The sequence below is a fragment of the Hungatella sp. genome (assembly GCF_046966825.1).
The window spans coordinates 1-22,998 of the sequence record NZ_JBKVCZ010000107.1; the positions used below are offsets into that span (position 1 = coordinate 1).

Below are 22,998 nucleotides of genomic sequence, written 5' to 3' on the forward strand. Positions count from 1 at the left end.
TTAAATCTCTGCCCTGATACGTGATATCCGTAAACCAGCCGAAATGATTCAGCCCGAAATAATTGACATCAAAGTCTGTAAAATTCGGAATATTTAAACATCTGCCCACCATCTCCAGGATTGCAATCGGCATATCACAGATGTTGATGATCCTTGCATGGGGGCGCAGCGCCCGGCACGCTTCCGATACCACAGCCGCCGGATTGGAGTAGTTCAAGATCCAATGGTCGGGGGCCGCATACTTCTCCACGTCATCAATCACCTGAATCATGGGAAACAGCGTGCGCAGGCCGTAGGCCAGTCCGCCGCAGCCACAGGTCTCCTGTCCCACACAGCCGTGGCGCAGCGGGATCTTCTCATCCTTTTCTCTCATGGCGTATTTCCCTACGCGCATCTGGGCAAAGATAAAGCTGGAATTCTCGTACGCTGTCTTTTTGTCCGTCGTTACCGTCAGGCGAATCGGAGACTTCATATCCTTTAAGATCCAGTCTACCACAAGACTCACCTTATACTGGCGCTCTTCATCAATATCAAACAGCCGTACTTCCTCTACCTCCAGTTCCTTCTGTCTTAAAGCAATGGATTTTACGATTCCCGGTGTAAAGGTGCTGCCTCCGCCTACAATTGTGATTATCATATTATTTCCTCTCTTTCTGCGGCCATGCCGCTCCATGAATGTTCTGTATTCTACATGCGCTCCAGCATATCCTCCACCTGGCTTTTTACAGCCGGTACCTGCATACCGAATACGATTTGTATATCAGTGCCGTTTTTCTTAATTCCGCTGTTTTTCATGGTATTGATCAGGTCATCCCTGATTAAGCTGCCATCCTTTACCACCACCCGCAGGCGTGTAAAACAATTGTCCAGCGACTCGATATTCGCCTTGCCGCCAAGTCCTTCTATTAACTTCCGAATGGGTTCATCCTTTGACTGGCTGGCCGCCGAATCGCCGCTGCCCGCGTCCTCTGCTATAAGCTCTCTTCCCGGCGTCTTAAGGTTCAGTTTCTTAATCAGAAAAACGAAAAGGAAATAGTATCCGACTGCGGTCAACGCTCCCAGAAGCAGCAGCAGCGGCCAGTTGGTCTTCTCCACACCCAGGGCCAGATTGGAGATCATAATGTTGACGATGCCGCCGCTGGTGGAGGCCGGAATGCTGAGGACCTTTAACAGTACCAGCAAGCCGCCGCTGATCAGGGAGTGAACGACAAAGAGCAGGGGCGCTGCAAAGACGAACAGGAAATCCATCGGTTCTGTAATTGCCGATAAAATGGCTGCCAGCATAAGCGGGAACATGACTGCTTTTGTATTCTCCCGGTTTTCCTTTCTCGCGGTTGTGATAAAGGCCAGGCCGATTCCGATATATGGGAATAAATTATTGAATGTGTAGCTGTTATAATAGGTGGACGGTGAAAATGGTACTCCCGGCATGTTCATCTCCGCCACCCGGATCGGATAAGCGCCGGAGATGATCTGATCTCCAAGCACCAGGGTTCCGCCCACATCGGTAAACTGGAACGGTGCGTACACTAGATGGTGAAGCCCCGTGGGAACCAGAAGCTTGTTAAGCAGGCCGTATATGTAAAGTCCCACATTGCCGCTGCTCTTGATTAAATCGGTCAGAGCCGAGATCCCCCGCTGAACCACCGGCCATACGTAGGACGCTCCGAAGCCCAGAAACAGGGAAAGAAGGATCAGAAGGAAAAATGGAAATCTTACCCCGGAGAACATGGAGAAATACCCCTTAAACTGTTTCTCTCCGTACTTATTAAATACATATCCTGTCAGGCAGCCCAATGTGATGCCGCTGAACACGCCCATATCCAGCACCTGGATGCCCAGAACGGTAGACTGCCCCGTACCGTATAATCCCAGCGGCCCCATCTCTGCCAGCCTGCCGATAAAAGACAGCGTGATGTTATTGGCATTTAAGAACAAAAAATAGGACATCAGGGCGATCAGCGACGCGTGGCCCTTGTTCTTTTTCGCCAGTGCTCCCGCGATACCGACACAGAATATTACGCTCAAATTGTTGATTAAAAACATCAGACAATTATAAATCAGCTTTCCCACCAGCTGAAACGGCGCTGCCTGTAAAAATGGAATCTTCCCTGTGATCGAACCGTTTGTCAGGAGAATTCCGAGAATCAGCACCGTACCGGCAACTGATAGATACATGAGCGGCTGGACAATGGCCTTGGAAAACCGTTCCAGCGCACTTTTCATTTTTTCTTTCATATTCATTTTCTGCGCGCAGAGCGCGCAACCCCTTTCTAATGGACTGATAGTGTGTTGATCATGTGATAAACGAGGAATCCCTTTTCCGCGTTTGTCATATCCTTATGGTACGTCTTTTGCACGTAGTCACCGATTTTCTCCGCACATCCATACACTACCGGATACTGGCTTCTGCCGAGCGTGAAGAGAAATTCATCCGCAGACTGGACGCTGCCTTCTCCCAGCACCCGCCTGGCGAAGAACTGCAGATGGCGGACAAACCGGTCGTACGGAATGGAGGTTTCGTCCAGATTCACATCGAAGTATTCCGATACGATTTGAAGGATATCGCGCACCATTTGATACTCTGAATCGTGCAGCTGGCCCTCTGATCCATGGAGGCGTTGACGATGTGAAGGGCAATAAAGCCCATCTCCTCCTCCGAGATCCGAATCCCCATCTTTTTCCAGATAATCTCTCCGGCCTTCCGGGCCAGCATAAACTCCTCTTTATAGAACTGCCGTATCTCCAGAAGCAGCGGATTTTCGCAGATCACGTGATTCTTTTCCCGTTCCAGGGACATACTGATATGATCGGTCAGTGTGATATACAGATCCTCGCTGATTTTCAAATCGGAGTCACGGCGGATCATCTCGACCACTTCCTCCGATATGGATAAATAGACGGAAGGGATGTCCTTGACCAGCTTTTCCAGCCTTGTCATTACTCCGGAGTCCTCCAGGGTAAAGATTTTCTCCACCTTTTCCTGTTCAATGGAATCCCCCGGCTTCTTCTGAAAGGCCAGTCCTTTTCCTATGGCAATCATCTCAGGCCCGTCGGCCCCGTTCACTGCCACCACAACATTATTGTTATAAATTCTCTTGATTTCCATGACGTCTCACTCTCCCTCTCCAACAAAAAGACACGGTTACAGCCACAGAATTTTCTCTCCCGCTGTCACGGTTCCCGGCGGCGCCTTATGAACCTCTCCAAACTGTTCGCCGTTTGATACCAGCATCATTGTTACCGTATCATAGCCTGCCCCTTTCAGTACTTCAATATCAAAATTTACCAGCAGCTGCCCCTTCTTAACCGTATCATCCTGCTTCACATGAACTGTAAATCCCTTTCCGTTTAAGGCTACCGTGTCGATTCCGATATGGATCAGCAGCTCGACCCCGTCCCTCGTCTTAATCCCCAGCGCGTGGCCGGTTGGAAAGAGTGCCACGATTGTTCCGTCTGCTGGTGCATACAGACTGCCGTCTGTCGGAATGACCGCCACTCCATCCCCCAGCGACTTTTCTGCAAACACCGCATCGCTGACTGTCTCCAATGGTACGAGTTCACCGCTTACCGGGCTGAACGCCGCTTTTTCCTGTACCTCCTGTTTCTTCCAGTTTTTAAATAATCCCATGTTTTCCTCCTTTTCTGAAAACAAAAACAGGCTTAACCAAAATCTTAAAAGCACATACGAGTGCTTCTAAAGATCTTGGTTAAGCCTGTTTTCACAGTAACATTCCTTGTTTCTTTATAGCGCGATTATAACAAAACAAAAATGCATTGTCAACTGTTTTGTTCTCTATTCCAATGGCTGTATGTAGAAATTTCCCACAACGTCGCTGGAGTTTATGACATTGACAAAGGTATCGGGGTACTGCTCACGGATGCGTTTCTTCATCTTTTTCACGTCGCCGTCGGAGAGGACGGTGTAGAGAAGATACTTTTTGTTGGCCGAGTAGGAACCGAAGCCCTTTAAGATGGTGCTGCTGTGGTTGGTCAGCTCCATCAAATCCGCAGACACGGCGGCCGGATTGTCTGTGACGATGAGCAGCGTCTTTTTCTTGTATTTCTTATAAAGCGTGTTGATCACCTGCGTATTGCAGAACTGGTAGATGATGGAGTACAGTGCGATATCCATGCCGAAGATGGCTCCGGAAATGAGGATGATAACAGCGCTGAACAGCAGCATATAGTTGAAGGTGGATATCTTATATTTGGTGGAGAGGGACATGGCGATGAAATCCGTTCCGCCTCCGCTGGCCCGGTTGTTCAGGATGAGGCTCATACCCAGGCCGTTGATGATTCCGCCGAATACGGAGATGAGAAGAAGGTCTCCGGTGATGGGGATGACAGGCAGCTGGTCGACCAGGATTGATACGGTCAAGAGGCTCACACAGGACAGAATCGTAAACTTTTTTCCGACAATGCGGTAGGCAAATACAGCCGGGATGGCGTTGAAAACCACGTTTAAGAAGGTGAAGGAGATCTTCACGTCAAAAAAGGCCAGCCCCACCCTCTGAATCAGCTTGGCGAGTCCGGAGAAACCGCCCGGAACCAGCTTCCCCTGTTCGACGAAGGTGTTTAAATTCACCGCTACGATGACACTTCCGAAAAGGATAAAAAAGATGGAGACAGCGTCGCGGAGCCGCTTATCCTTTCCTGCCTTTTCCGCATTCTTTTTGTATAAATCGGAAACACCCTGTTTTTCTGCCATTGGGACCCTCCTTTTTCCGGCAAAGACTTAACACATACTACCATTTCCCCATGAAATCCTGTATAATTATATTGTTTTACACAGGGGCACAGAAGGGGATTCGTATTTTTTCTGTTTCTATCATATCATATATTTCGGAAGAAGGGGTCTAAAAATTATGAAACAATTACTGCACTTTGACAGTATAAGAAAAAAGGTCATTTTTTTAGACTTGATCGTTGTTTTTCCGCTGTTCATCTTATTCTGTATTTTAATGAGCTATATATTTGAAGACGGCAATTACAAACTGAACTACAGCAAGCTGGACCTTTTGGAAGAAAAATGCAGCAATATTGCGAACAGGAATACGGAGATCATAAAAATATCGGTAGGCATGTATCTGGATCCTGAGATTAACCGTCTGATCTCGAAGAGGAACAGGCTGACGGGCTATGAATATATCAGTGCACAGGACAGCATACAGAGTAAAATGCTGGAGCTGACGGAATTGTTTCCGGACAGGCAGTATCAAATGATGCTGCTCTGTAAAAATGATATGAATTTTTATCAGTCCTCTTTAAACTTGATGCAGGATGCAGTCACACTGGATATGCTGGACGAGGAAAGCTGGTATCAGGAGGCGATGGAAAAGGATGATTCCATCTATTTCCTTCCAAAGTACAGGAGTCCTGTATTGCAGAAGCTGTTTCAGGAGGACAAGCTGTTTGCGGTTCAGAAACTGCGGAATTTAAACAGCGGAAGAGATGTCGGAATTATGATTGTGGCCATATCCCAGGATATCTGGGGGAATGTCATACTGGGCGATGAGGATTCCGATGAGAATACCATCGTCATCGATCAGTACAGAAAAATAATATTTTCTTCCGATCCCAGAATGTATGGATATGAGGTGGAGGACAATTCTTACTATAATCAGATAACAAATTATACGAAGGGATTTTTTCTGGGAAATGTGATGAACCAATACAGCCATATACGGTTTGCCAGTATTGATGGTTTGGGCTGGAAACTGATTTCCTATGAACCATACCGCCATGGCTGGACTTCCTTCTATGTAATCCTTTTTCTCGTCCTGGGAACCGCGATGTTTCTTGTGCTCATCGTCATAGTCTTTTATAACTGCAGCTTTATCTCCCGGAGAATGGAGAAATTAAATAAAAACATCCTGGAGGTGACAAATGGGGATTTAAAGACAAGAATCCAGGATGACTATGAAATAGAGTTTCATGAAATCTGTCACAATTTTAATTATATGCTGGATCACATTGAAAATCTGATGAAGCAGCTGGAGATAGAAGAGGAAGAAAAGCATGCCCTGGAGATCCAGGCTTTGCAGGCACAGATTAACCCGCATTTCTTTTATAATACGCTGGTGACCATCCGGTTTATGATTCAGATGGAGGAATATAATGAGGCAGACAGAGCGCTGCTTGCCTTTTCGAAATTGCTGAGAAAATCCTTTGTGAATTCCCAGAAGATCATTCCGATCAAGGAAGAACTGGCCATGGCGGAGGATTATCTGGAATTAATGAAGCTCCGCTATCGCGATAAATTTCAATGGAAAATACTCGCGGCGGAAGACGTAGTGGAATTGGGGATTCTGAAGAACGTCATCCAGCCGTTGGTCGAAAACAGCATCTCTCACGGCTTTAACATGAAAGACGGCATGGGACATATCGTCATATGCGCATACCGGATAAAGGAAAATGTCGTAATCGAGGTGGAAGACGACGGTGTGGGGGTAGACCTGGAAAAGATAAATAACAGCATACATAATCAGCAGACCGTGAAGGCCAGAGATCAGCTGAACGGAATCGGGCTTTCCAATATTCAGATGAGAATTTTACGGAATTTCGGCGATCAATATGGACTGAGTGTAGAGGTGAATTCATCGGGCGGTGTTACTTTCCGGATGAAGATACCTGTCATTAATATGGAGGGGGCAAACAGTTGAATATCGTAATTGCAGATGACGAGGAGATCATCTTAAAATGGATGAAAAAGAATATCGAAGCGCTGTCGCCGGAGCATCATGTGATCGAAGCGTGTATCAATGGAATGCAGGTTCTGAATTGCTGCCTGAACCATCAGGTCGATGTGCTGTTTACCGATATACGTATGCCGATCATGGATGGGATGGAGCTGCTTAAAAAGCTGAATCAGAATCATGTCCTGCCTTATACGGTTGTCCTGAGTGCGTATGATGACTTTTCTTATGCAAGGGACTGTCTGAAGCTGGGGGTGAGTGAGTTTCTCTTAAAGTCTGAGATTACGAAGGACGAACTGGAAGCCTGCCTGCAGACCGCGAAGGAACGGATCAGGAATCAGGGGGCGGCGGAGACCAAACAATCATCTCCCGCCCGGGAGATGGAAAAGGTTCTGCTGCAGTGCTTTAAAGAACCGGACTATATTTCCAGGGATATCTTAAAACAGGTCTGGAATACCTGCTGTGAGATAAAAGGGAGGTATGCAGTGATCATCTTCCGCGATACCGATCGGATATCGAATCAGGAACAGCTTAAGGAGATTCTGCCATTTGCCTTTCAGGAGGAGAAGAGGGTGCTCTACTGGCTGCCAAGGAGTGAGCGGGAGATCCTTGTACTTACGGAAATGAATCATGACAACCCTCAGAAGCTTACGGAAAAAATATATGAGACGGTCGCCTCCTTCGGCGGCAGCAATATGTATGTCAGCAGCTCCGAAACCGGTAAAACGGTGGACGAACTGGAGACATTATACCAGCATTCACAGGAGGTTCTCACCTATCAGCTGTTTTACAGGCACATTGGCGGACTGAATTATGAAACGATGAAGAACCGGATCAGTCATATAGAGGCTGGACTGGAAGCAAAGTTTGAAAAAATGGAGCTGCTGATCAACAACAGGGCCTGGAGCAGCATAGTCGAGGAAATGGAAGCGATATTCGATTATGCGGGGAAAACAGAGCCGGATGTATCCTGCATCAGAAGGCTGTTTCTAAATACCTTACTGAATCTTTACTGGAGTCATCTGGAGGATGCGGACAGAAGAGTGTTTTCGATCGATAAGATCATTGAAGTGACACACTGTACCGATATTGAGCAGCTTGAAACAAAGGTTTTGACGCAGGCGGAAGAAATCCTCCGGGTATTGATCGGCAAACAGAAGAAATACAGTGAAGCTGTATTTCTGATCATGCAGTATATGGAAGAACGGTATGCAGACTCCATTACACTCGATGAGCTTGCAAACCATGTTCATATGAACCGCAGCTATATCTCCCATCTCTTCAAAAAAGAGACTGGCAGGAATATTAATACCTATCTGTTAGAGCTTCGAATGGAAAAAGCGAAAATTCTTTTAAAGAACAGTAACCATAATATTCAGGATATCTGCTGCCAGATCGGGATACCGGATTCGGCCTACTTTAGTAAGGTATTTAAAAAGTATGCCGGTATGACACCGATCGAATTCAGACGCATCAGCAATGAAAACTGATGCGTCTTTTTATTTCAAAAAACAACAAAGTATAAACTGTATAAAAGTGCCAAATAAATTACAAAAAGATCTAAATAAATTTAAAATATGTAAGAGATACTGCGAAAAAAAGATGAAAAATAGTGAAAAAGATACAAAAAAACAAACGTAGGACAGAAATGGGTATACATAGTACATAGTAAAAGAACGTGAAATCAGTATAATATAGTTATCAAGTTCCTGGAGTACAACAACCATAAACAAAAGGAGAGGGAAGTTATGAGAAGAAATTGGAAAGTTATCTTAAGCGCAGCAGCAGTCAGCTGTATGGTGTTGTCTTTGGCCGCCTGTGGAGGCGGTAATGAAGACCTGGTCTCCGACGCAGGGAAGGATACCAGTGATGAAAATGTAAAACTGGTCTTTCTCAGGGCAGGAACCGAAGATTATAAGAAGGATGCCTTTACTCAGATGATAGAAGGGTTTGAAGCGAAGTATCCGAATTATACGGTAGAGTATCAGGAAGCACCTTGGGGAGATGATTTTGAGACAAAACTGAACACCGGATTTGCTTCCGGCACGGCACCGGACGTCATTCACTACTCCCTGGCATCGATCGGTGCGAGAGTACCCATGGGACAGTATGAGTGCCTCGACTCGTATGCCGAAGGCTGGGAGGGCATGGAAGATATGTATGACAGCGTAAAAGAAGCCGGAAGTATCGGCGGAAAGCTTTACGGTGTCCCGTACACACCGGATGCACGAATGTTTGCCATCAATACAGAGTTATTTGAAAAGGCCGGGCTCGATCCGGATTCACCGCCTTCCAACTGGGATGAGCTGTTGGAGGCCCATAAAAAACTGATGGTAAAGGATTACTCCGGCAATGTAATCCAGTGCGGCTATGGAATTCCCACCAGCGGAAGAAATATCAACCAATATCTGGAAATATTCATTGTTCAGAACGGCCTGAGTAATCTGGTGGATGAAGCGAGCAATGAAATACTGTTTAACAAACCGGAAGCAGTCGAGGCGATGGATTTCATGAAGCAGTTAAAGGATGCCGGTCTGGTGGACTGGAATAACACGCAGAAGGATCAGAATCCTTTCTACAACGGAACGGCGGCCATGACGGTTATTTCTGAAAATGAGTTTAATAATATCAATACCGGAGATCTGGAAGGAAAAATCAAGCTCGTTCCCATGTTTTCCAAGGCAAACAGCGGTACCTTCTGCGGGATGCATTTTATGTTTATGAATGCGAACTCCAAGAATAAAGAGGCTGCCTGGAAATTGATTGAGTACATGAGCAGCAAGGAGTCGATGCAGATCTGGATGGATACGGCAAAGACGGCTCCCGTAAGGTCCTCTTTGGAAGAGGCGTATCTGAAAAAGAATCCGGTAAATGGACCGATGATTATGGAAGCAATAGAAATTGGAAAAGGATCGCCCAAGGTTCCGTACTTTAACAGTGTATTTACTTATGTGGACGATGCCATGGAACAGGTATTCTATGGACAATTATCCCCTCAGGATGCGCTTAATGCAGCTGCGGAAAAGGTGCAGGAGGAAATTGATAATCAATAACTGCGGCAATGCGGTCTGTTTGATAAGAATAGGCCGCATTATTTATTCCCGCAGGCAGCGGGTCAGGTGTCCGGATGGCCGGACCTTTTATCAGGAAGAAATGAGGAGAGAGGAAAGATGGCTGGAAAAAAAGTAAGAAAAAACACACGCAGCGATAAAGAGGCATATATCATGATATTGCCTGCTTATCTGATTTTTACTATTTTCATTTTGGTTCCGATCGGCATGGTACTGTTTTACAGCCTGACCGATTTCAATATGTACCAGATTCCCGGTTTTTTAGGTTTGAAGAATTATAGTAAGCTGTTTCATGATTCGGAGTTTCTCGCATCGGTTGGAAATACGCTGCTGTATACGGTTGTAACGCTGACCATTCAGCTGGTATTGGGGCTCCTGCTGGCGGTACTGCTTTATCGGGAATCCAGGGCAGTTCCTTTTTTCCGGACAGCGCTTTATATGCCCAATATCATGTCTATGGTGTGCGTATCCATGGTATGGCTGTGGCTGTATAATCCCAACTTCGGCCTTCTCAACAGCTTTTTAAAGCTTATCGGTATACCGGCCCAGCAGTGGCTCATTAATCCGAATCAGGCAATGTTCTGCATAATTATTATCGGAATCTGGAAGAACTGCGGATATTCCATGGTCATCTTCCTGGGAGGGCTTACCGGCATTCCCCAGTCCTTATATGAGGCAGCGGAGCTCGATGGGGCAGGCGTTTTCCATAAGTTTCTCTATATCACGTGGCCGATGCTGTATCCCACGACCTTTTTCCTGCTCGTAACAGGAATCGTAAACAGCTTTGCAGTGTTTGAACAGGTAAATATTATGACGAACGGCGGGCCTTTAAACAGAACAACGACGATCGTCCATCAAATATACAGGAGAGGTTTTCTGGAGTTTAAAATGGGGTATGCGAGTGCCATGGCGGTTCTGCTTCTGGTATTTTCTTTAATCGTTACCATGATGGTGTTCAAGTTTGGCAATAAAGGTCAGGATGTGGATGTTTCATAGGAGGAGCGAAGATGAAAAGGAAAAAAAGGTTACATATGATCTGGATAGTCTGTATGGCAGTGGTTTCTTTGATTATCCTGCTTCCGATTCTTGTAATGATTTTGACTTCATTTAAAACAACAGGGGAGATTAACTCGGCGGTATTTCATTTCCTGCCGGAGTCGCTGAATCTTGATAACTATAAGGCGGCGATGTCCACCGGAAGCTGGCTGATCTATTTCAGGAATTCCCTGGTCATCACCCTGATCAGCATTGTATTCTCACTGTTGTTTAATTCCGTCGCGGGGTATGCGTTTGCCCGGCTGCATTTTAAAGGATCGAAGGTACTGTTTACACTGCTGCTGGTCGGCCTTATGATGCCGCCGCAGGTAACGATGCTGCCCACGTTCCTGATTATGGCGAGATTTCCGCTGATCGGTGGAAATGATATTCTGGGATTTGGCGGTTCGGGATTAATGAATACGTTTCCCGGCGTGATTATTCCATTGGTATCGGGGTCCTTCGGCGTCTTCCTGTCGAAGCAGTTTTACGAGAATTTTCCCAGATCCCTCGATGAAGCCGCCATGCTTGACGGGGCCGGTAAATGGAAAACGTATTTCTATATCTACCTTCCCAATTCAAAGGTTATTCTTGCAACCCTGGCGCTGTTAAAGGGATCGTCAGTCTGGAACGATTACTTATGGCCTTTGGTCATGACAAATTCAGTCAATATGAGAACCGTACAGCTGGCGCTTACCATGTTCCGGGATGAGAGCACGGTGCGCTGGGGCCCCATGATGGCGGCGGCAACGTTAATCTCGCTTCCGATGATTCTGTTATTCCTGTGTGCACAGAAGTATTTTGTACAGGGAGTTGTTTCGACCGGAATTAAGTAGCAGCAGAGAGGAGTACAGGGATGAAAAGACCTAATATTATTGTATATTTTTCGGATCAGCAGCGCTGGGATACGCTGGGGTGTTATGGACAGCCGCTTTTAGTTTCCCCCAATCTCGACAGACTGGCAAAGGAGGGCGTGAAATTTGAAAATGCCTTTACCTGCCAGCCGGTTTGCGGTCCCGCGCGTTCCTGCCTGCAGAGCGGTAAATATGCGACACAGGTAAACTGCCATAGAAATGCGCTGGCATTGCCGCAGGATATAAAAACGCTGGCCGATTATTTCCACGAATCCGGTTATGAGACGGCTTACGTGGGTAAATGGCATCTGGCCTCAAACAGAAGCAGCTATACGGCGCCGTTCGATGAGGAAAACTACGAGACTCGGGCGATTCCTCCGGAACGCAGGGGCGGGTATCGGGATTATTGGATGGCGGCCGATGTTCTGGAGGCGACCTCCCATGGATACGATGGATATGTGTTTGACCGAGAAGGGAAAAAATGTGAGTTTATCGGTTACCGCGCGGATTCCATTAATAATTATGCGATTCATTACCTCCACCAGTATGATGGGGAGAAACCATTTTTTCTGTTTATTTCTCAAATCGAGCCCCACCATCAGAACGATCACGGCCGGTTTGAGGCGCCGGATGGCGCGCGAGAGAAGTTTACCGGCTATGAGCTGCCGGCTGACATTCCTGTGGATAAGGGGGACTGGAAGGAACATTACCCGGACTATTTAGGCCAGTGTCACAGCCTGGATGAAAATGTCGGGCGGCTTGTCGATACGCTGAAGGCGAGGGGATTGTGGGAGAATACGATCCTGTTTTATACATCAGACCATGGCTGCCATTTCTGCACAAGGAACAGCGAATATAAGCGCTCCTGTCATGAGGCAAGCATCCATATTCCGCTGCTTGCTGTGGGCGGACCGTTTATAGGCGGCAGAACCATCACGGAGCTGGTCAGTCTTATTGATTTGCCGGTGACGCTGCTTGACTGTGCAGGAATAAAGAAACCGGAGGATTTTCAGGGGAATTCGCTGAAATCCCTTGCCGCTGGGACCTCAAAAGGCTGGGAGGACTGTGTGTTTATACAGATCAGTGAGAGCGAGGTTGGCAGAGCAATCCGGACCGATCAGTGGAAATACGCAGTCGCTGCGGATGCGGATGGCTGGAGCTGCCCGGGGGCGGATGTCTATTATGAACAGTACCTGTTTGATTTAGAGCACGATCCGGCGGAATGCTGCAACCTGGCGGGAGACCCTGCCTTTGAACCGGCAAGAAGGGTACTGCGTGAGAAACTCCTGCTTTGTATGGAGCGGGCTGGGGAGAAGAGACCGGAGATTCGTCCTTTTCGAGAGGGCTGAAAGGAGGGGCGGAGATGAAAGCAATCATGGTAATGTTTGATTCCTTAAACCGCAGATTTCTTGAGCCGTATGGCTGTCAGGAGACAATCACTCCGAATTTTCTCAGATTGGCACAGAAAACCGTGCGGTTTGAGAACAGCTACGCCGGAAGTCTGCCCTGTATTCCTGCAAGGAGAGAGCTGCATACGGGCCGGTATAATTTTTTGCACCGGTCCTGGGGGCCTATGGAGCCTTTTGACGATTCCATGCCGGGAATCCTGCGGGGGCATGGGATCCATAGCCATCTGGTCAGCGATCACGGCCATTATTGGGAATGCGGAGGCGCAACGTATCACACTCAATATACGACATGGGAAAATATACGGGGACAGGAGGGAGATCCCTGGGCTCCTGTGGTTGGAGGCGCAGAGGATGCGGACCCGAATTTTGCCGCATTTACAGAAGGGCTGCGCAGCGGACTGTACAGGCAGAACCTGGCAAACCGCACAAGAGTGACTGGAAAAGACCAGTACCCATTGGTGAAGACCTTTGACAAGGGTCTTGAATTTTTGAGAGAAAATGAGGGAAAGGATTCCTTCTTTTTACAGATAGAGTCATTTTCTCCCCATGAGCCCTTCATGGCGAGCAGGGAGTTTAAGGATATGTATCCCGGGAAAGCAAAAGGTAAAAAGTATGAATGGCCGGATTACGCGCCGGTAAAGGAATCCGCAGAGGAAGCAGACGAGATTAAGTACTCCTATTTCGCCGACTTAACAATGTGTGATGAGCAGTTGGGCCGTCTGCTGGATTACATGGACGAAAAGAATCTGTGGGAAGATACGATGGTTATTGTCAATACGGATCATGGATATATGCTGGGAGAACACGGGTATTGGGCCAAAAACTATATGCTCTGCTACGATGAGATTGTCCATACGCCGCTGTTTATCTGGGATCCAAGGTTCCGTGAATCCGCCGGAACGAGCAGAGAGGCGCTTGTGCAAACGATAGATCTGCCGGTTACGATTCTGCAGTTCTTCGGAATCGATCCTGCCGCAGATATGCAGGGGCAGGACATTTCCCGGATCATAAAGGGGGAGAAAGGCAGCCGGACGTGCGGGCTGTTCGGAATATTCGGGGCCCATCTGTGCTGTACAGATGGAAGATACGTGTATATGAGGGCGCCTCGAAATCTGAAAGCCCCATTTCATGAGTATACGTTAATGCCAACCCATATGATGACGTTCTTTACGACGAAAGAGCTGGAGTCGATGGAACGCCACGAGGCCTTTTCCTTTACAAAAAATTGTCCCATTATGCAGATTGATGCAGATCCGGCAGTCCGGTGTATGGAGGAGGGGGACTATCTGTTTGACTTATGGAATGATCCGGGGCAGGAGCATCCGATTGTATCGGAAGATATAACAGGCGAGATGGAGCGGAGCATGTACCGGCTTATGAGGCTTAACGATGCTCCGGAGGAGTTGTATTTAAGGTTCGGTTTTGTTTGAGTGTGGAGCTGGCTGTGAGGAGGATGTGATTCATGGTGGAGAAAGAATCCCAGGTTCGAAGAAATTCGGCAGGGGATTCTTTTTTTGCGGCTGCTTATAGCGGCCGCCAGGCGTAGACGACTGTCTTAAATCAGACTTCGAGGCATCCCCATACTGTGTAATAATTTATAACATTTCCCATAATTTATTCCTATTTATTTCCCCTCTCAATTACCCTATAATAAAACCATCAGAAATACCTGCGCAGGTTCAATGAGAATGATGCTACTATAAGGAGGAGGACTTATACTATGAGAAAAGGTATCTATAAAGCGGCGGTCCTGATTCTTGCCGGAACAATGTGCGCGGGCCTTACAGCCTGCAGCGGAAAGACTCAGGAAACAAAGGTCCAGGAGACAGCGGTTCAGGATACAAAGGAGGCGCAGACCGGAGAAACAGGAAAGGAACAGGCTTCGGAAGCGGGGAAGGAGAGCGCCGCGCCAAAGAAGAAAGTATCACTGGTTCTTGCTACAAACTGGGGTGAGGGGGACTCCAAGTATAACTATTTCTATCCGAAGTTTCAGGAATTTCAGGAAGCGAATAGCGATACGATGGACATTACTCTGGAGACTTACAGCACAGAGGACTACAAGACAAAGATTAAAACACAGACAGCTTCCGGTGATCTGCCGGATGTATTTACCTATTGGGGCGGCGCGATGATGACCGACATGGTGGAAGCGGGACTGCTGCTCGATGTGGAAGAGTACTTTAACGCGTCGGATCAGGTAAAGAGAGACGGATTTGAACCGACCTCCTTCGGATATTACACGGCTTCCGACGGAAAGACCTACGGAATCCCGATTGAATCCACCAGAGGAATATTCCTGGCCAATAAGCAGCTGTTTGAAGAGAACGGGCTGGAGATTCCAAAGACCTATGAGGAGCTTTTAAAGACCGCAAAGGCTTTTAACGAAAAGGGTATTATCCCGATCGCGATCGGCAGCAACGGCGGTACACCGTCTGAATTCTTTTTCAGTGAACTGTATGGCCAGTATGACGGGGCGGCAAAAGAACTGGAGGAGCTGGCAGCGACCAGGACCTTCAATACTGAAAATGCGCTTAAGGTAGCGAACAATATAAAGGATATGATCGATCAGAAGATGTTTCCTGCGGATACGGTGGCCAACGGGGGATGGGCTGCCAGCCTTCAGCTTTATACCGACAGGAAGGCGGCTATGACCTATACGTATCCATGGATGTTTGAGTCCATACCGGAAGAGATTCAGGAAGCCAGTGAGATCGTACCTTTGCCCATGCTTCCTGACGCGGATATCGATCCGGCCGGTATCATGACAGGGTTTACGGTATACGGATTTGAAATTAATAAGGCTTCCTTTGAGGATGCGGCAAAGCACGATGCCATGGTTAAGCTCTGTGATTTCCTTGCTTCTGATGAATTATCCGCAGAGCTGACAAAGAGCGGCATGATTCCGGCAAAGAATATTGAAATTGATATGGACAGCCAGAAACTTATCTTTAAGAAAATGATGGAATATGCCCAGGATAAAAAGCTGATTTCCGTCCACTATACAACCATGCCCGATCAGGATGCCGTTAATATGATGGATTCCAGCTTAGACGAATTCTTTATCAATGCGTTGACGCCGCAGGAGCTGATCGACAAGGTACAGGCGGTTTTGGACAAGAATAATAAGTAAATGGGGAAATAATGGGGCTGTTCCGGAACGAGAGGAACGGCCCCGTTTTAAGGTGATCGCATGAAAAGAAAATACTCTAAAAAATATCATAATCTGCCGGTTACTGTGATGTTCCTGGCACCTGCATTTTTAATCTATACGGTCTTTCTGTTCCTGCCGCTGATTCTCACGTTCTGGTACAGTCTGACGACCTGGAACGGCGTTTCCGCGAAGGTCTTTGCAGGACTTGACAATTACAGGGAGCTCGCGGCGAGCAGTGACTACTGGCTCACGTTTTCCAACACGGTAAAGCTTACCGTGATCTCTCTTATCGTCCAGATCGGAGCCGGAATTCTTCTGGCATACCTCTTATACAGCTGGACGAAGGGGATGAAGATCTTCCGCACCATCTATTTCCTTCCGGTGGTTATCGCACCGGTTGCCATCGGTCTGATGTTTTCCCTGTTTTATAACAGCGAAATCGGTATTTTCAATAAGATCCTGACAGCGGTCGGTCTGGGAAGATTTGCGACAAACTGGCTGTCCAATCCGCGTACACTGTTATATGCGGTTATGGCGCCGCAGGTATGGCAGTATATAGGCCTTTATGTAACCATTTTTTTAGGAGCGCTTCAATCGGTGCCGGAGGACTATATCGAGAGCGCGCAGATCGACGGGGCGGGAAAATTACAGTCATTCTTCCACGTCATCCTGCCGCAGATCACCGGATTTATGAATATCTGCATTATCCTGTGCCTGACCGGATCGTTGAAGGCATTCGATCATTCCTGGATCATGACAGGAGGTGGACCGGGAGTGCGCTCCGCATACCTGGGAGTATTCATGTATAAGTCGGCCTTTGTAAATTCGGATTTCGGCCTCGGAAGCGCGGTGACGATTACCATTGTGGCGGTGTCATTAACGGTTACCATACTGTTTAACTGGTTTGCAGACAGAAAGAAGGGGTGAGGCTTGTGGAACGATTTTTAAAACGATCTCTGAAATACAGGGTTACCGCTGTTTTGTGCTATGCCATCATGAGCATATCGGCGGTCGTAGCGCTTTACCCTTTTATATGGGTGGTCTTTTCCTCGCTCAAGGACAACAATGAGATTTACAGCAATTCTTTCGGCCTTCCGAAGGCGGCGGTGTGGTCAAACTACGCGGAGGCGTGGAAGGGAGCCAGGGTCGGCCGGAGCTTTGTTAACAGTATTCTCGTCTGCCTGGTAACGCTGGCGGTGCTTACCGTAATTACATCCATGGCCAGCTATATTCTTACGAGGGTTACGAAGAGCAGACTGCTGTCCGTGTACTTTTCTCTGGGCATCATGATTCCGGTGCATGCGCTTTTGATTCCCTCCGTACTGATCTTTAAAGGGCTTCATCTGATCGACCATCTGTCCGGCCTGATGATTGTATATACGGCGGTAAACATCTCTTTTGCCATGTTTATTATGAACGGTTTCATGGAGGGAATCCCCAGGGAGCTCGATGAGGCGGCGACGATCGACGGTTGCGGCCGGGCGGGAATCTTCTTTCACATTGTGTTTCCGGTAGCGAAGCCGGGAATCGCCACGGTGGCCACCATCACATTTTTAAACTGCTGGAACGATCTGCTTCTGGGGCTGGTGCTGATCTCCACGCCTGCCAGAAAGACGCTTTCCATGACAATCTCCGCGCTGAAGGGATCTTACGTGACACAGTACGGTCTCCTCTGCGCCGGCTTCGTCATCTCGATCGTTCCGGTAGTCTTTATGTATCTGCTGTTCCAGAAACAGGTTATAGCGGGTATGACTGCGGGAGCAGTCAAGGGTTAGGCGCGTCCGGAAAGGAAGCGCCGGAGGAGGAAATAACATGGTAAAATTTACACATGACGGAATCCGGATAAACGGAGTGGAAAGGCCTCTGTACAGTGGTTCGATACACTACTGGAGGACGAGAAAGAAAGACTGGCGGCATGTTCTGTCACAGATCAAGGGCATGGGATTTGAGATCGTGGAAACGTATATTCCCTGGTCGGTCCATGAATATGAGGAAGGAAAGTATGATTTTGGAGAGATCGAGGAAGAGAAGGATCTGGACCTGTTTTTAACCCTCTGCGAGGAAATGAACCTGGCCGTCATCGTTCGTCCGGGGCCTCATATCAACGCGGAGATGACTGGTTTCGGATATCCGGAGTGGATTCTGATGGATGAGGAGATTCAGGCGAAAAATCCGTGGGGAACCACGGTTCTGTATCCCTATGCCACGGGTCCCTTTCCCATCCCTTCCTATGCGAGTGATAAGCTGTATGAGAAGACGGAGATTTATTTTCAGAAGCTGAAGCCGATTCTGCAGCGGCACTGCGGCGGCAGCGGCTGTATCTGCCTGATCCAGGCGGATAACGAGACTTGTAATTTCTTCCGGGACAGGCCGTATATCATGGATTACTCGGACTGCTCGAAGGAACAGTACCGTAAATTCCTGGCGGAGCGATACGGTACTGCGGCGGCCATGAGCGAGAGGTATCACAGAAATTACAGCGGATTTCAGGAGACAGAACCGCCCTGCGGCTTTGAGGAAGGCGATTTTTCATCGCTCTGCTATTACCTGGACTGGATAGAATTTAAGGAGTATCAGATTCTCGCTGCCCTGGGGCGGATGGTGGACATCATAAACCGTCTGGAGCTGCCGGTACCGATTTTCCATAACTGCGCGTATCAGAACTATACGCCTGTCTCGGTTCAGAGAGACGAGGAGATACCAGGCCTCATGACGGCTGGGATCGATGCCTATCCTGAGCCGGGAGATACCGCCATGCTGAAGGAGAGAATTCGGTATCTGGCCGGCAGCAGCCGTTTTCCGTTCGTGCCGGAATTTGGTTCCGGCTCCTGGTTTGACCGGGAAGTGCTTCTGACCGCAGAGGAAGAGCGGTTCGGATACCTGTATTCTGTGATGAATGGTTTAAAGGGCGTGAATTTCTATATGCTGGCGGAGCGGGACCGGTGGACGGGCTGTCCCGTGACCAACGACGGAAGAATCAGGAAGCCATATTACGAGATGTTCTCGGATCTGCTGAGACTGTTGAAAGATCATGAAATATACCATTTTAACCGCTCGCCCCGCGTGCTGATTTTAAAGGATTACGATATGGGGAGGCTGAAGGCCCTCTATTCCGTGATGGACTGCAATTCGTTTTCGTCCAACTGCTTCATCAAGGGGCCGGATATACCTGCCGCGCTGTTTTTGCCGGAGGAAGAGCCGGAATTTTATCTGGACAGGGAATTGAATTACTGGGATGATGCCTGGGTAAAAGGACTGGCAGAGCGCTTTGACGAAGAGCATGAAATCTATGATTATTCCGATGAATATCTGGACTATGACAGGTGGCTCCCATACGATGTGATAGCGGCGGCATCGGGTGATATCATGGATGCGAAGACGCAGAAGTGCCTGGCGGATTTTGCATGTCTGCCAGGAAAGACGGTAATTCTGGGGCCGGTCATTCCCCGGTATGACAGAACCTTAAAGTCCTGTGAAATACTGAAGCACATGGTGGAAGAGGGGGAGGACTCCGGAATTCTGTTTGCGGAAGAGCCGGGAGAGATCGGTGCCGTTTTCTGGGATCGGTTAAGGCGGAGCAGAGAGTACGGATGCGAAGATCCGGAGATCGAGCTGGCTGTGCACCGGAGGGAGGGAAGCGGATATCACCTGCTCTATATAGCCAATCTCTCAGGAGAAGAGAAAACGGCATTTATAACGTGCGCAGAAGGACGCCGTTTTTCGGTAATGCAGGGGCCTGCGGAGATAAAAATGGAGAAAGACGGCATAACGGCACAGATCTCCGGTTATACTGTAGCCATTTTGAGTGTGGAGGAGAACGTATGATAGACGGTGGTTTAAAAGTGGAATATTTGGACCCGGAGCTCTGGACGCATCTGGGGGAAATCCTTCGGCCATTATCCGGGCATGGGCAGGTTCTGCACGTCAGAAGGCTGGCTTCCGGTTTGTACCGGGCGGTTCGGTGCAGCAGGGGAACAGGCACCGTGTGTGTGAGTGATTCCGGCTGCCCGTTCCTCGATCTTTCCCAGTATATGGAAGGAGAAGAATTGAATACGGAGCGGATTTTTCGGGATTTTTATGATATTATGGAAATCAGGATTTATACGCTGGAAGGTCTGCGGAAGTGCTTCGCAGAGAGCCAGAAAGCGGAGCTGTATCAGCTGGATATTGATCAGGCAGTATCTGAAATCTATGGTATCTTCGAGAGCACGGCTGGAGTGGCCGTTATACGGAGAGAGGAAGAAGGAGAACGCTGGTATTTTGAACGGCTGAGACGGCTTTTGGGGGATAAAGACGGAGACCATGTGTATCTGTTGTGGATTACGGATGGCGGGGCGCTGTATTTTAACTGCATTCTGGAGATGAGGAAGGGGAAACTGGTGGGAATCTCCACATCGGACAGATATGGCGGGGAACGGGATTATGATAAGGTTCTGGGTTTGATGGAGAAGGAGTACAATAGGAAGCCGGAAGTACTCTGTATGGAGCTTTCGGAATATCGTACTTACGAAAGGATATGTGGGTTTTAACAGCGGAGGGATAAGGATGAGGAAGACGGAAAAGGGGAACCGGAGTTCACTAAAGGTGAGATTTACACTTGCCATGGTATTGATGTCGCTGATTCCAGGGTTGATACTGGCGGTAGTTTACTACAGGAATGTGAGGGACTTCTACCAGGATAAGACCTGGATGTACCAGGAGAATACCTTGAGGCTGATGGATGCGAAGATGCAGGATATCATCAAGCAGAGCGAGGTGGTGCTGAACCAGGTTCTGGGACTTTCCGTCACCTCCGACCTGTTCTCCGGCTACTCAGAGATGAATGCCTATGAGCGCTTAAACCTGATGCGCAATATAAACGGCACGCTGTCGAACATCCGGATTGCCAATAATTCCATCGATCATATTTATCTGCTGGCGTTTGACGGAGGCGCCTATTCGTCTAATGTGGGCTGGAATAAACGTGAATTTGCCGAAAATGACTGGACGGAGATTCGGGAAGACCAGCCAGGCGGAAGTATTATCGTGCCGACACATCCGGCCGCTTACAAATACTTGAACTCCGGAGCGGCGGATCCCTTGGTGGTCAGTATCGTAACGTATTTAAACCGCTATACGGGAAACAGCGTCATTGGGCTGGTACAGATTGATTTGAGCTATGAAAAGATCAGGGCGGCCATGGACTGCATGGAGATGGATGACAGTGATATGGCGTTTGTCGTGGACGAAGAGGGGCGGGTAATCTTTGCGCCGAAGGAGTCCATGGTGGGACTTTCTGCGGCAGACGTTTCTCTGGGGACGTATAGTCTGGCGCAGATTCTTTCTGCTGTCGACGGGGGCACGGAGGAGGACGGAAACTTTTCCATTCATCTGGACTATGGAAGAGACAGCGGCACGATTCGCAAACGCCGCGTAGGAAACAGTGGATTCTCGATTATTCAGATCAACAGCGGACGAATGCTTAAGCAGGAGCTGGACCGGTTCCGTAAGGTATGGGCGGCCGTGGTCGGTGCCTGTATGGTGTCCGCGGCTCTTCTCGCCTCGAGCCTGTCGGCCGGCATTGTGAAACCGGTCACCAGCCTCATAAGGAGTATGAGCCGCGTCAGCCGCGGCGATTTTTCCACAAAAGTGGAGACACCGAAGGATAAAGACTTATCCGAGCTGGCCTTAAGCTTTAACACCATGGTGTCCGAGGTGGATAAGCTGATGCGTGAAAATATAGAAAAAGAGAGAGAACGGCTTAACATGGAGCAGACGGCCCTCAATTCCCAGATCAATTCCCATTTTCTATATAATACCTTGAATACCGTGAAGTGGATGGCGGTGCGGGCGGGGAATGAGGAGATCGCGCGGATGGTAGTAGCCCTGGTTAATATGCTGGAATACAGCTGCAAAAAGATCGATGTGCCCGTTCTCATCTCAAAGGAAATAAATTTCATCAAAAATTACGTCTGCATCCAGGAAGGGCGGTGCTGCAGCAGCGTTCATATGAAGTTTGACATCGATCCGAAGCTGGAGAATTGTCTGATCTTAAAGATGCTGCTTCAGCCGGTGGTGGAAAACGCCATGCAGCACGGCTTTGGAGAGGACAATATCGATAACCGGATCCTGATAACCGGAAGGCTTCTGGGAGACCGGGTACAGTTTCAAATTCGGGACAATGGACAGGGCTTTCTGTATGAGGGCTTCGATAAACTCACCGGCGTGGGGCTTCATAATATTCAGGACAGAATCCGGCTGAACTATGGAGATGGCTACGGCGTGGAACTGGAAAGTGAGCCAGGAGAAGGAACTGCAGTGACGGTGGAAATACCGGTTTGCGAAAAGGCGGAGGAGGCAGATGGAGAAGATTTTAATCGTTGACGACGAGATGTTTTCCAGGACGGCTATTGAAGATATTCTGCGGGCCGAGTGGAGCAGCATAGAAGTCTTCAGTGCCAGAGGAGCCTCAGAGGCGCTGGGAATCTTAGAGAGGGAAGAGATTGACCTTTTGATGACGGATATCAAAATGCCTGGTATGAACGGCCTGGAGTTGCTGGCGGAGGTGCGAAGACGAGGCCTTTCCATGGAGGTCATCATATTGAGCAGCTATAATGAGTTTGATCTTGTGAGACAGGCCATGAAGCTCGGCACGTTTGACTATTTGTTCAAGCCTGCCATGCTTCCGCCGGATATCATCGAGGTGGTTAAAAAGGCGCTGCAGAAACAGCGGGAAAAGAGCAGCAGCAGGATCACGGAATCTGACAGAAAGAGGCTTTCCAGAGACAGAGAACAGTTTTT

General features: G+C 48.3%; 19 protein-coding genes and 1 pseudogene. 14 read left to right on the forward strand and 6 right to left on the reverse strand.

Annotation, left to right across the window (positions count from 1 at the left end):
* The 6 genes and pseudogenes from ACLTD4_RS24850 to ACLTD4_RS24875 all read right to left on the reverse strand — a co-directional run.
* Positions 1-637 (reverse strand): annotated as a pseudogene (locus ACLTD4_RS24850) (6-phospho-alpha-glucosidase); the annotation flags it as partial.
* Between the two features lie 50 nt (positions 638-687).
* Positions 688-2,238 (reverse strand): PTS transporter subunit EIIC, encoded by a 1,551-nt coding sequence (locus tag ACLTD4_RS24855; protein WP_243008311.1) that lies wholly within the window; start codon positions 2,236-2,238, stop codon positions 688-690.
* Positions 2,239-2,273: 35 nt separating this feature from the next.
* The gene (locus ACLTD4_RS24860) at positions 2,274-2,534 is read right to left on the reverse strand and encodes a PRD domain-containing protein (RefSeq protein WP_412331646.1); all 261 of its coding nucleotides are present in this window, start codon (positions 2,532-2,534) and stop codon (positions 2,274-2,276) included.
* A complete protein-coding gene (locus ACLTD4_RS24865) occupies positions 2,531-3,109 on the reverse strand; it encodes a PRD domain-containing protein (RefSeq protein WP_412331647.1) in 579 nt (192 codons plus the stop codon). The genes ACLTD4_RS24860 and ACLTD4_RS24865 overlap by 4 nt, the downstream gene beginning before the upstream one ends.
* A gap of 36 nt (positions 3,110-3,145) precedes the next feature.
* Positions 3,146-3,631: a PTS glucose transporter subunit IIA gene (locus tag ACLTD4_RS24870; RefSeq protein ID WP_117622663.1), complete on the reverse strand. Its 486-nt coding sequence runs from the start codon at positions 3,629-3,631 to the stop codon at positions 3,146-3,148.
* Between the two features lie 165 nt (positions 3,632-3,796).
* Entirely contained in the window at positions 3,797-4,711 is a 915-nt protein-coding gene (locus tag ACLTD4_RS24875) for a YitT family protein (protein ID WP_117622664.1), read from the reverse strand.
* Positions 4,712-4,868: 157 nt separating this feature from the next.
* Here ACLTD4_RS24875 and ACLTD4_RS24880 point away from each other — a divergent pair, with 157 nt between their 5' ends.
* The 14 genes from ACLTD4_RS24880 to ACLTD4_RS24945 form a co-directional block, all read left to right on the forward strand.
* Entirely contained in the window at positions 4,869-6,665 is a 1,797-nt protein-coding gene (locus ACLTD4_RS24880; RefSeq protein ID WP_055656717.1) for a sensor histidine kinase, read from the forward strand.
* The gene (locus tag ACLTD4_RS24885; protein WP_117622665.1) at positions 6,662-8,188 is read left to right on the forward strand and encodes a helix-turn-helix domain-containing protein; all 1,527 of its coding nucleotides are present in this window, start codon (positions 6,662-6,664) and stop codon (positions 8,186-8,188) included. Before ACLTD4_RS24880 ends, ACLTD4_RS24885 begins: the two co-directional genes overlap by 4 nt.
* 258 nt (positions 8,189-8,446) lie before the next feature.
* Positions 8,447-9,751: an ABC transporter substrate-binding protein gene (locus tag ACLTD4_RS24890; RefSeq protein WP_117622666.1), complete on the forward strand. Its 1,305-nt coding sequence runs from the start codon at positions 8,447-8,449 to the stop codon at positions 9,749-9,751.
* Between the two features lie 117 nt (positions 9,752-9,868).
* Positions 9,869-10,765 carry a carbohydrate ABC transporter permease gene (locus ACLTD4_RS24895; RefSeq protein ID WP_117622667.1) on the forward strand — a complete coding sequence of 299 codons (897 nt, stop codon included), beginning with the start codon at positions 9,869-9,871 and terminating at the stop codon, positions 10,763-10,765.
* Between the two features lie 11 nt (positions 10,766-10,776).
* Positions 10,777-11,640, forward strand: coding sequence for a carbohydrate ABC transporter permease (locus tag ACLTD4_RS24900; protein WP_055656723.1), 864 nt, complete (start codon positions 10,777-10,779; stop codon positions 11,638-11,640).
* Positions 11,641-11,660: 20 nt separating this feature from the next.
* The gene (locus ACLTD4_RS24905; protein ID WP_117622668.1) at positions 11,661-13,007 is read left to right on the forward strand and encodes a sulfatase-like hydrolase/transferase; all 1,347 of its coding nucleotides are present in this window, start codon (positions 11,661-11,663) and stop codon (positions 13,005-13,007) included.
* A gap of 14 nt (positions 13,008-13,021) precedes the next feature.
* Positions 13,022-14,497, forward strand: a complete 1,476-nt coding sequence (locus ACLTD4_RS24910) for a sulfatase (protein ID WP_117622669.1) — start codon at positions 13,022-13,024, stop codon at positions 14,495-14,497.
* Positions 14,498-14,787: 290 nt separating this feature from the next.
* Positions 14,788-16,197 carry an ABC transporter substrate-binding protein gene (locus ACLTD4_RS24915; RefSeq protein WP_117622670.1) on the forward strand — a complete coding sequence of 470 codons (1,410 nt, stop codon included), beginning with the start codon at positions 14,788-14,790 and terminating at the stop codon, positions 16,195-16,197.
* Positions 16,198-16,257: 60 nt separating this feature from the next.
* On the forward strand, positions 16,258-17,145 hold the full coding sequence (locus ACLTD4_RS24920; protein WP_117622671.1) for a carbohydrate ABC transporter permease: 888 nt from the start codon (positions 16,258-16,260) through the stop codon (positions 17,143-17,145).
* A 5-nt stretch (positions 17,146-17,150) separates the two neighbouring features.
* Positions 17,151-17,993 carry a carbohydrate ABC transporter permease gene (locus ACLTD4_RS24925; RefSeq protein ID WP_242354552.1) on the forward strand — a complete coding sequence of 281 codons (843 nt, stop codon included), beginning with the start codon at positions 17,151-17,153 and terminating at the stop codon, positions 17,991-17,993.
* Positions 17,994-18,030: 37 nt separating this feature from the next.
* The gene (locus tag ACLTD4_RS24930; RefSeq protein WP_117622672.1) at positions 18,031-20,043 is read left to right on the forward strand and encodes a beta-galactosidase; all 2,013 of its coding nucleotides are present in this window, start codon (positions 18,031-18,033) and stop codon (positions 20,041-20,043) included.
* On the forward strand, positions 20,040-20,747 hold the full coding sequence (locus ACLTD4_RS24935; protein WP_117622673.1) for a hypothetical protein: 708 nt from the start codon (positions 20,040-20,042) through the stop codon (positions 20,745-20,747). The genes ACLTD4_RS24930 and ACLTD4_RS24935 overlap by 4 nt, the downstream gene beginning before the upstream one ends.
* A 16-nt stretch (positions 20,748-20,763) precedes the next feature.
* The gene (locus ACLTD4_RS24940) at positions 20,764-22,581 is read left to right on the forward strand and encodes a sensor histidine kinase (protein ID WP_412331648.1); all 1,818 of its coding nucleotides are present in this window, start codon (positions 20,764-20,766) and stop codon (positions 22,579-22,581) included.
* A partial coding sequence (locus ACLTD4_RS24945) for a response regulator (protein ID WP_412331649.1) occupies positions 22,559-22,998 on the forward strand: 440 nt, incomplete at its 3' end. The genes ACLTD4_RS24940 and ACLTD4_RS24945, both read left to right, overlap by 23 nt.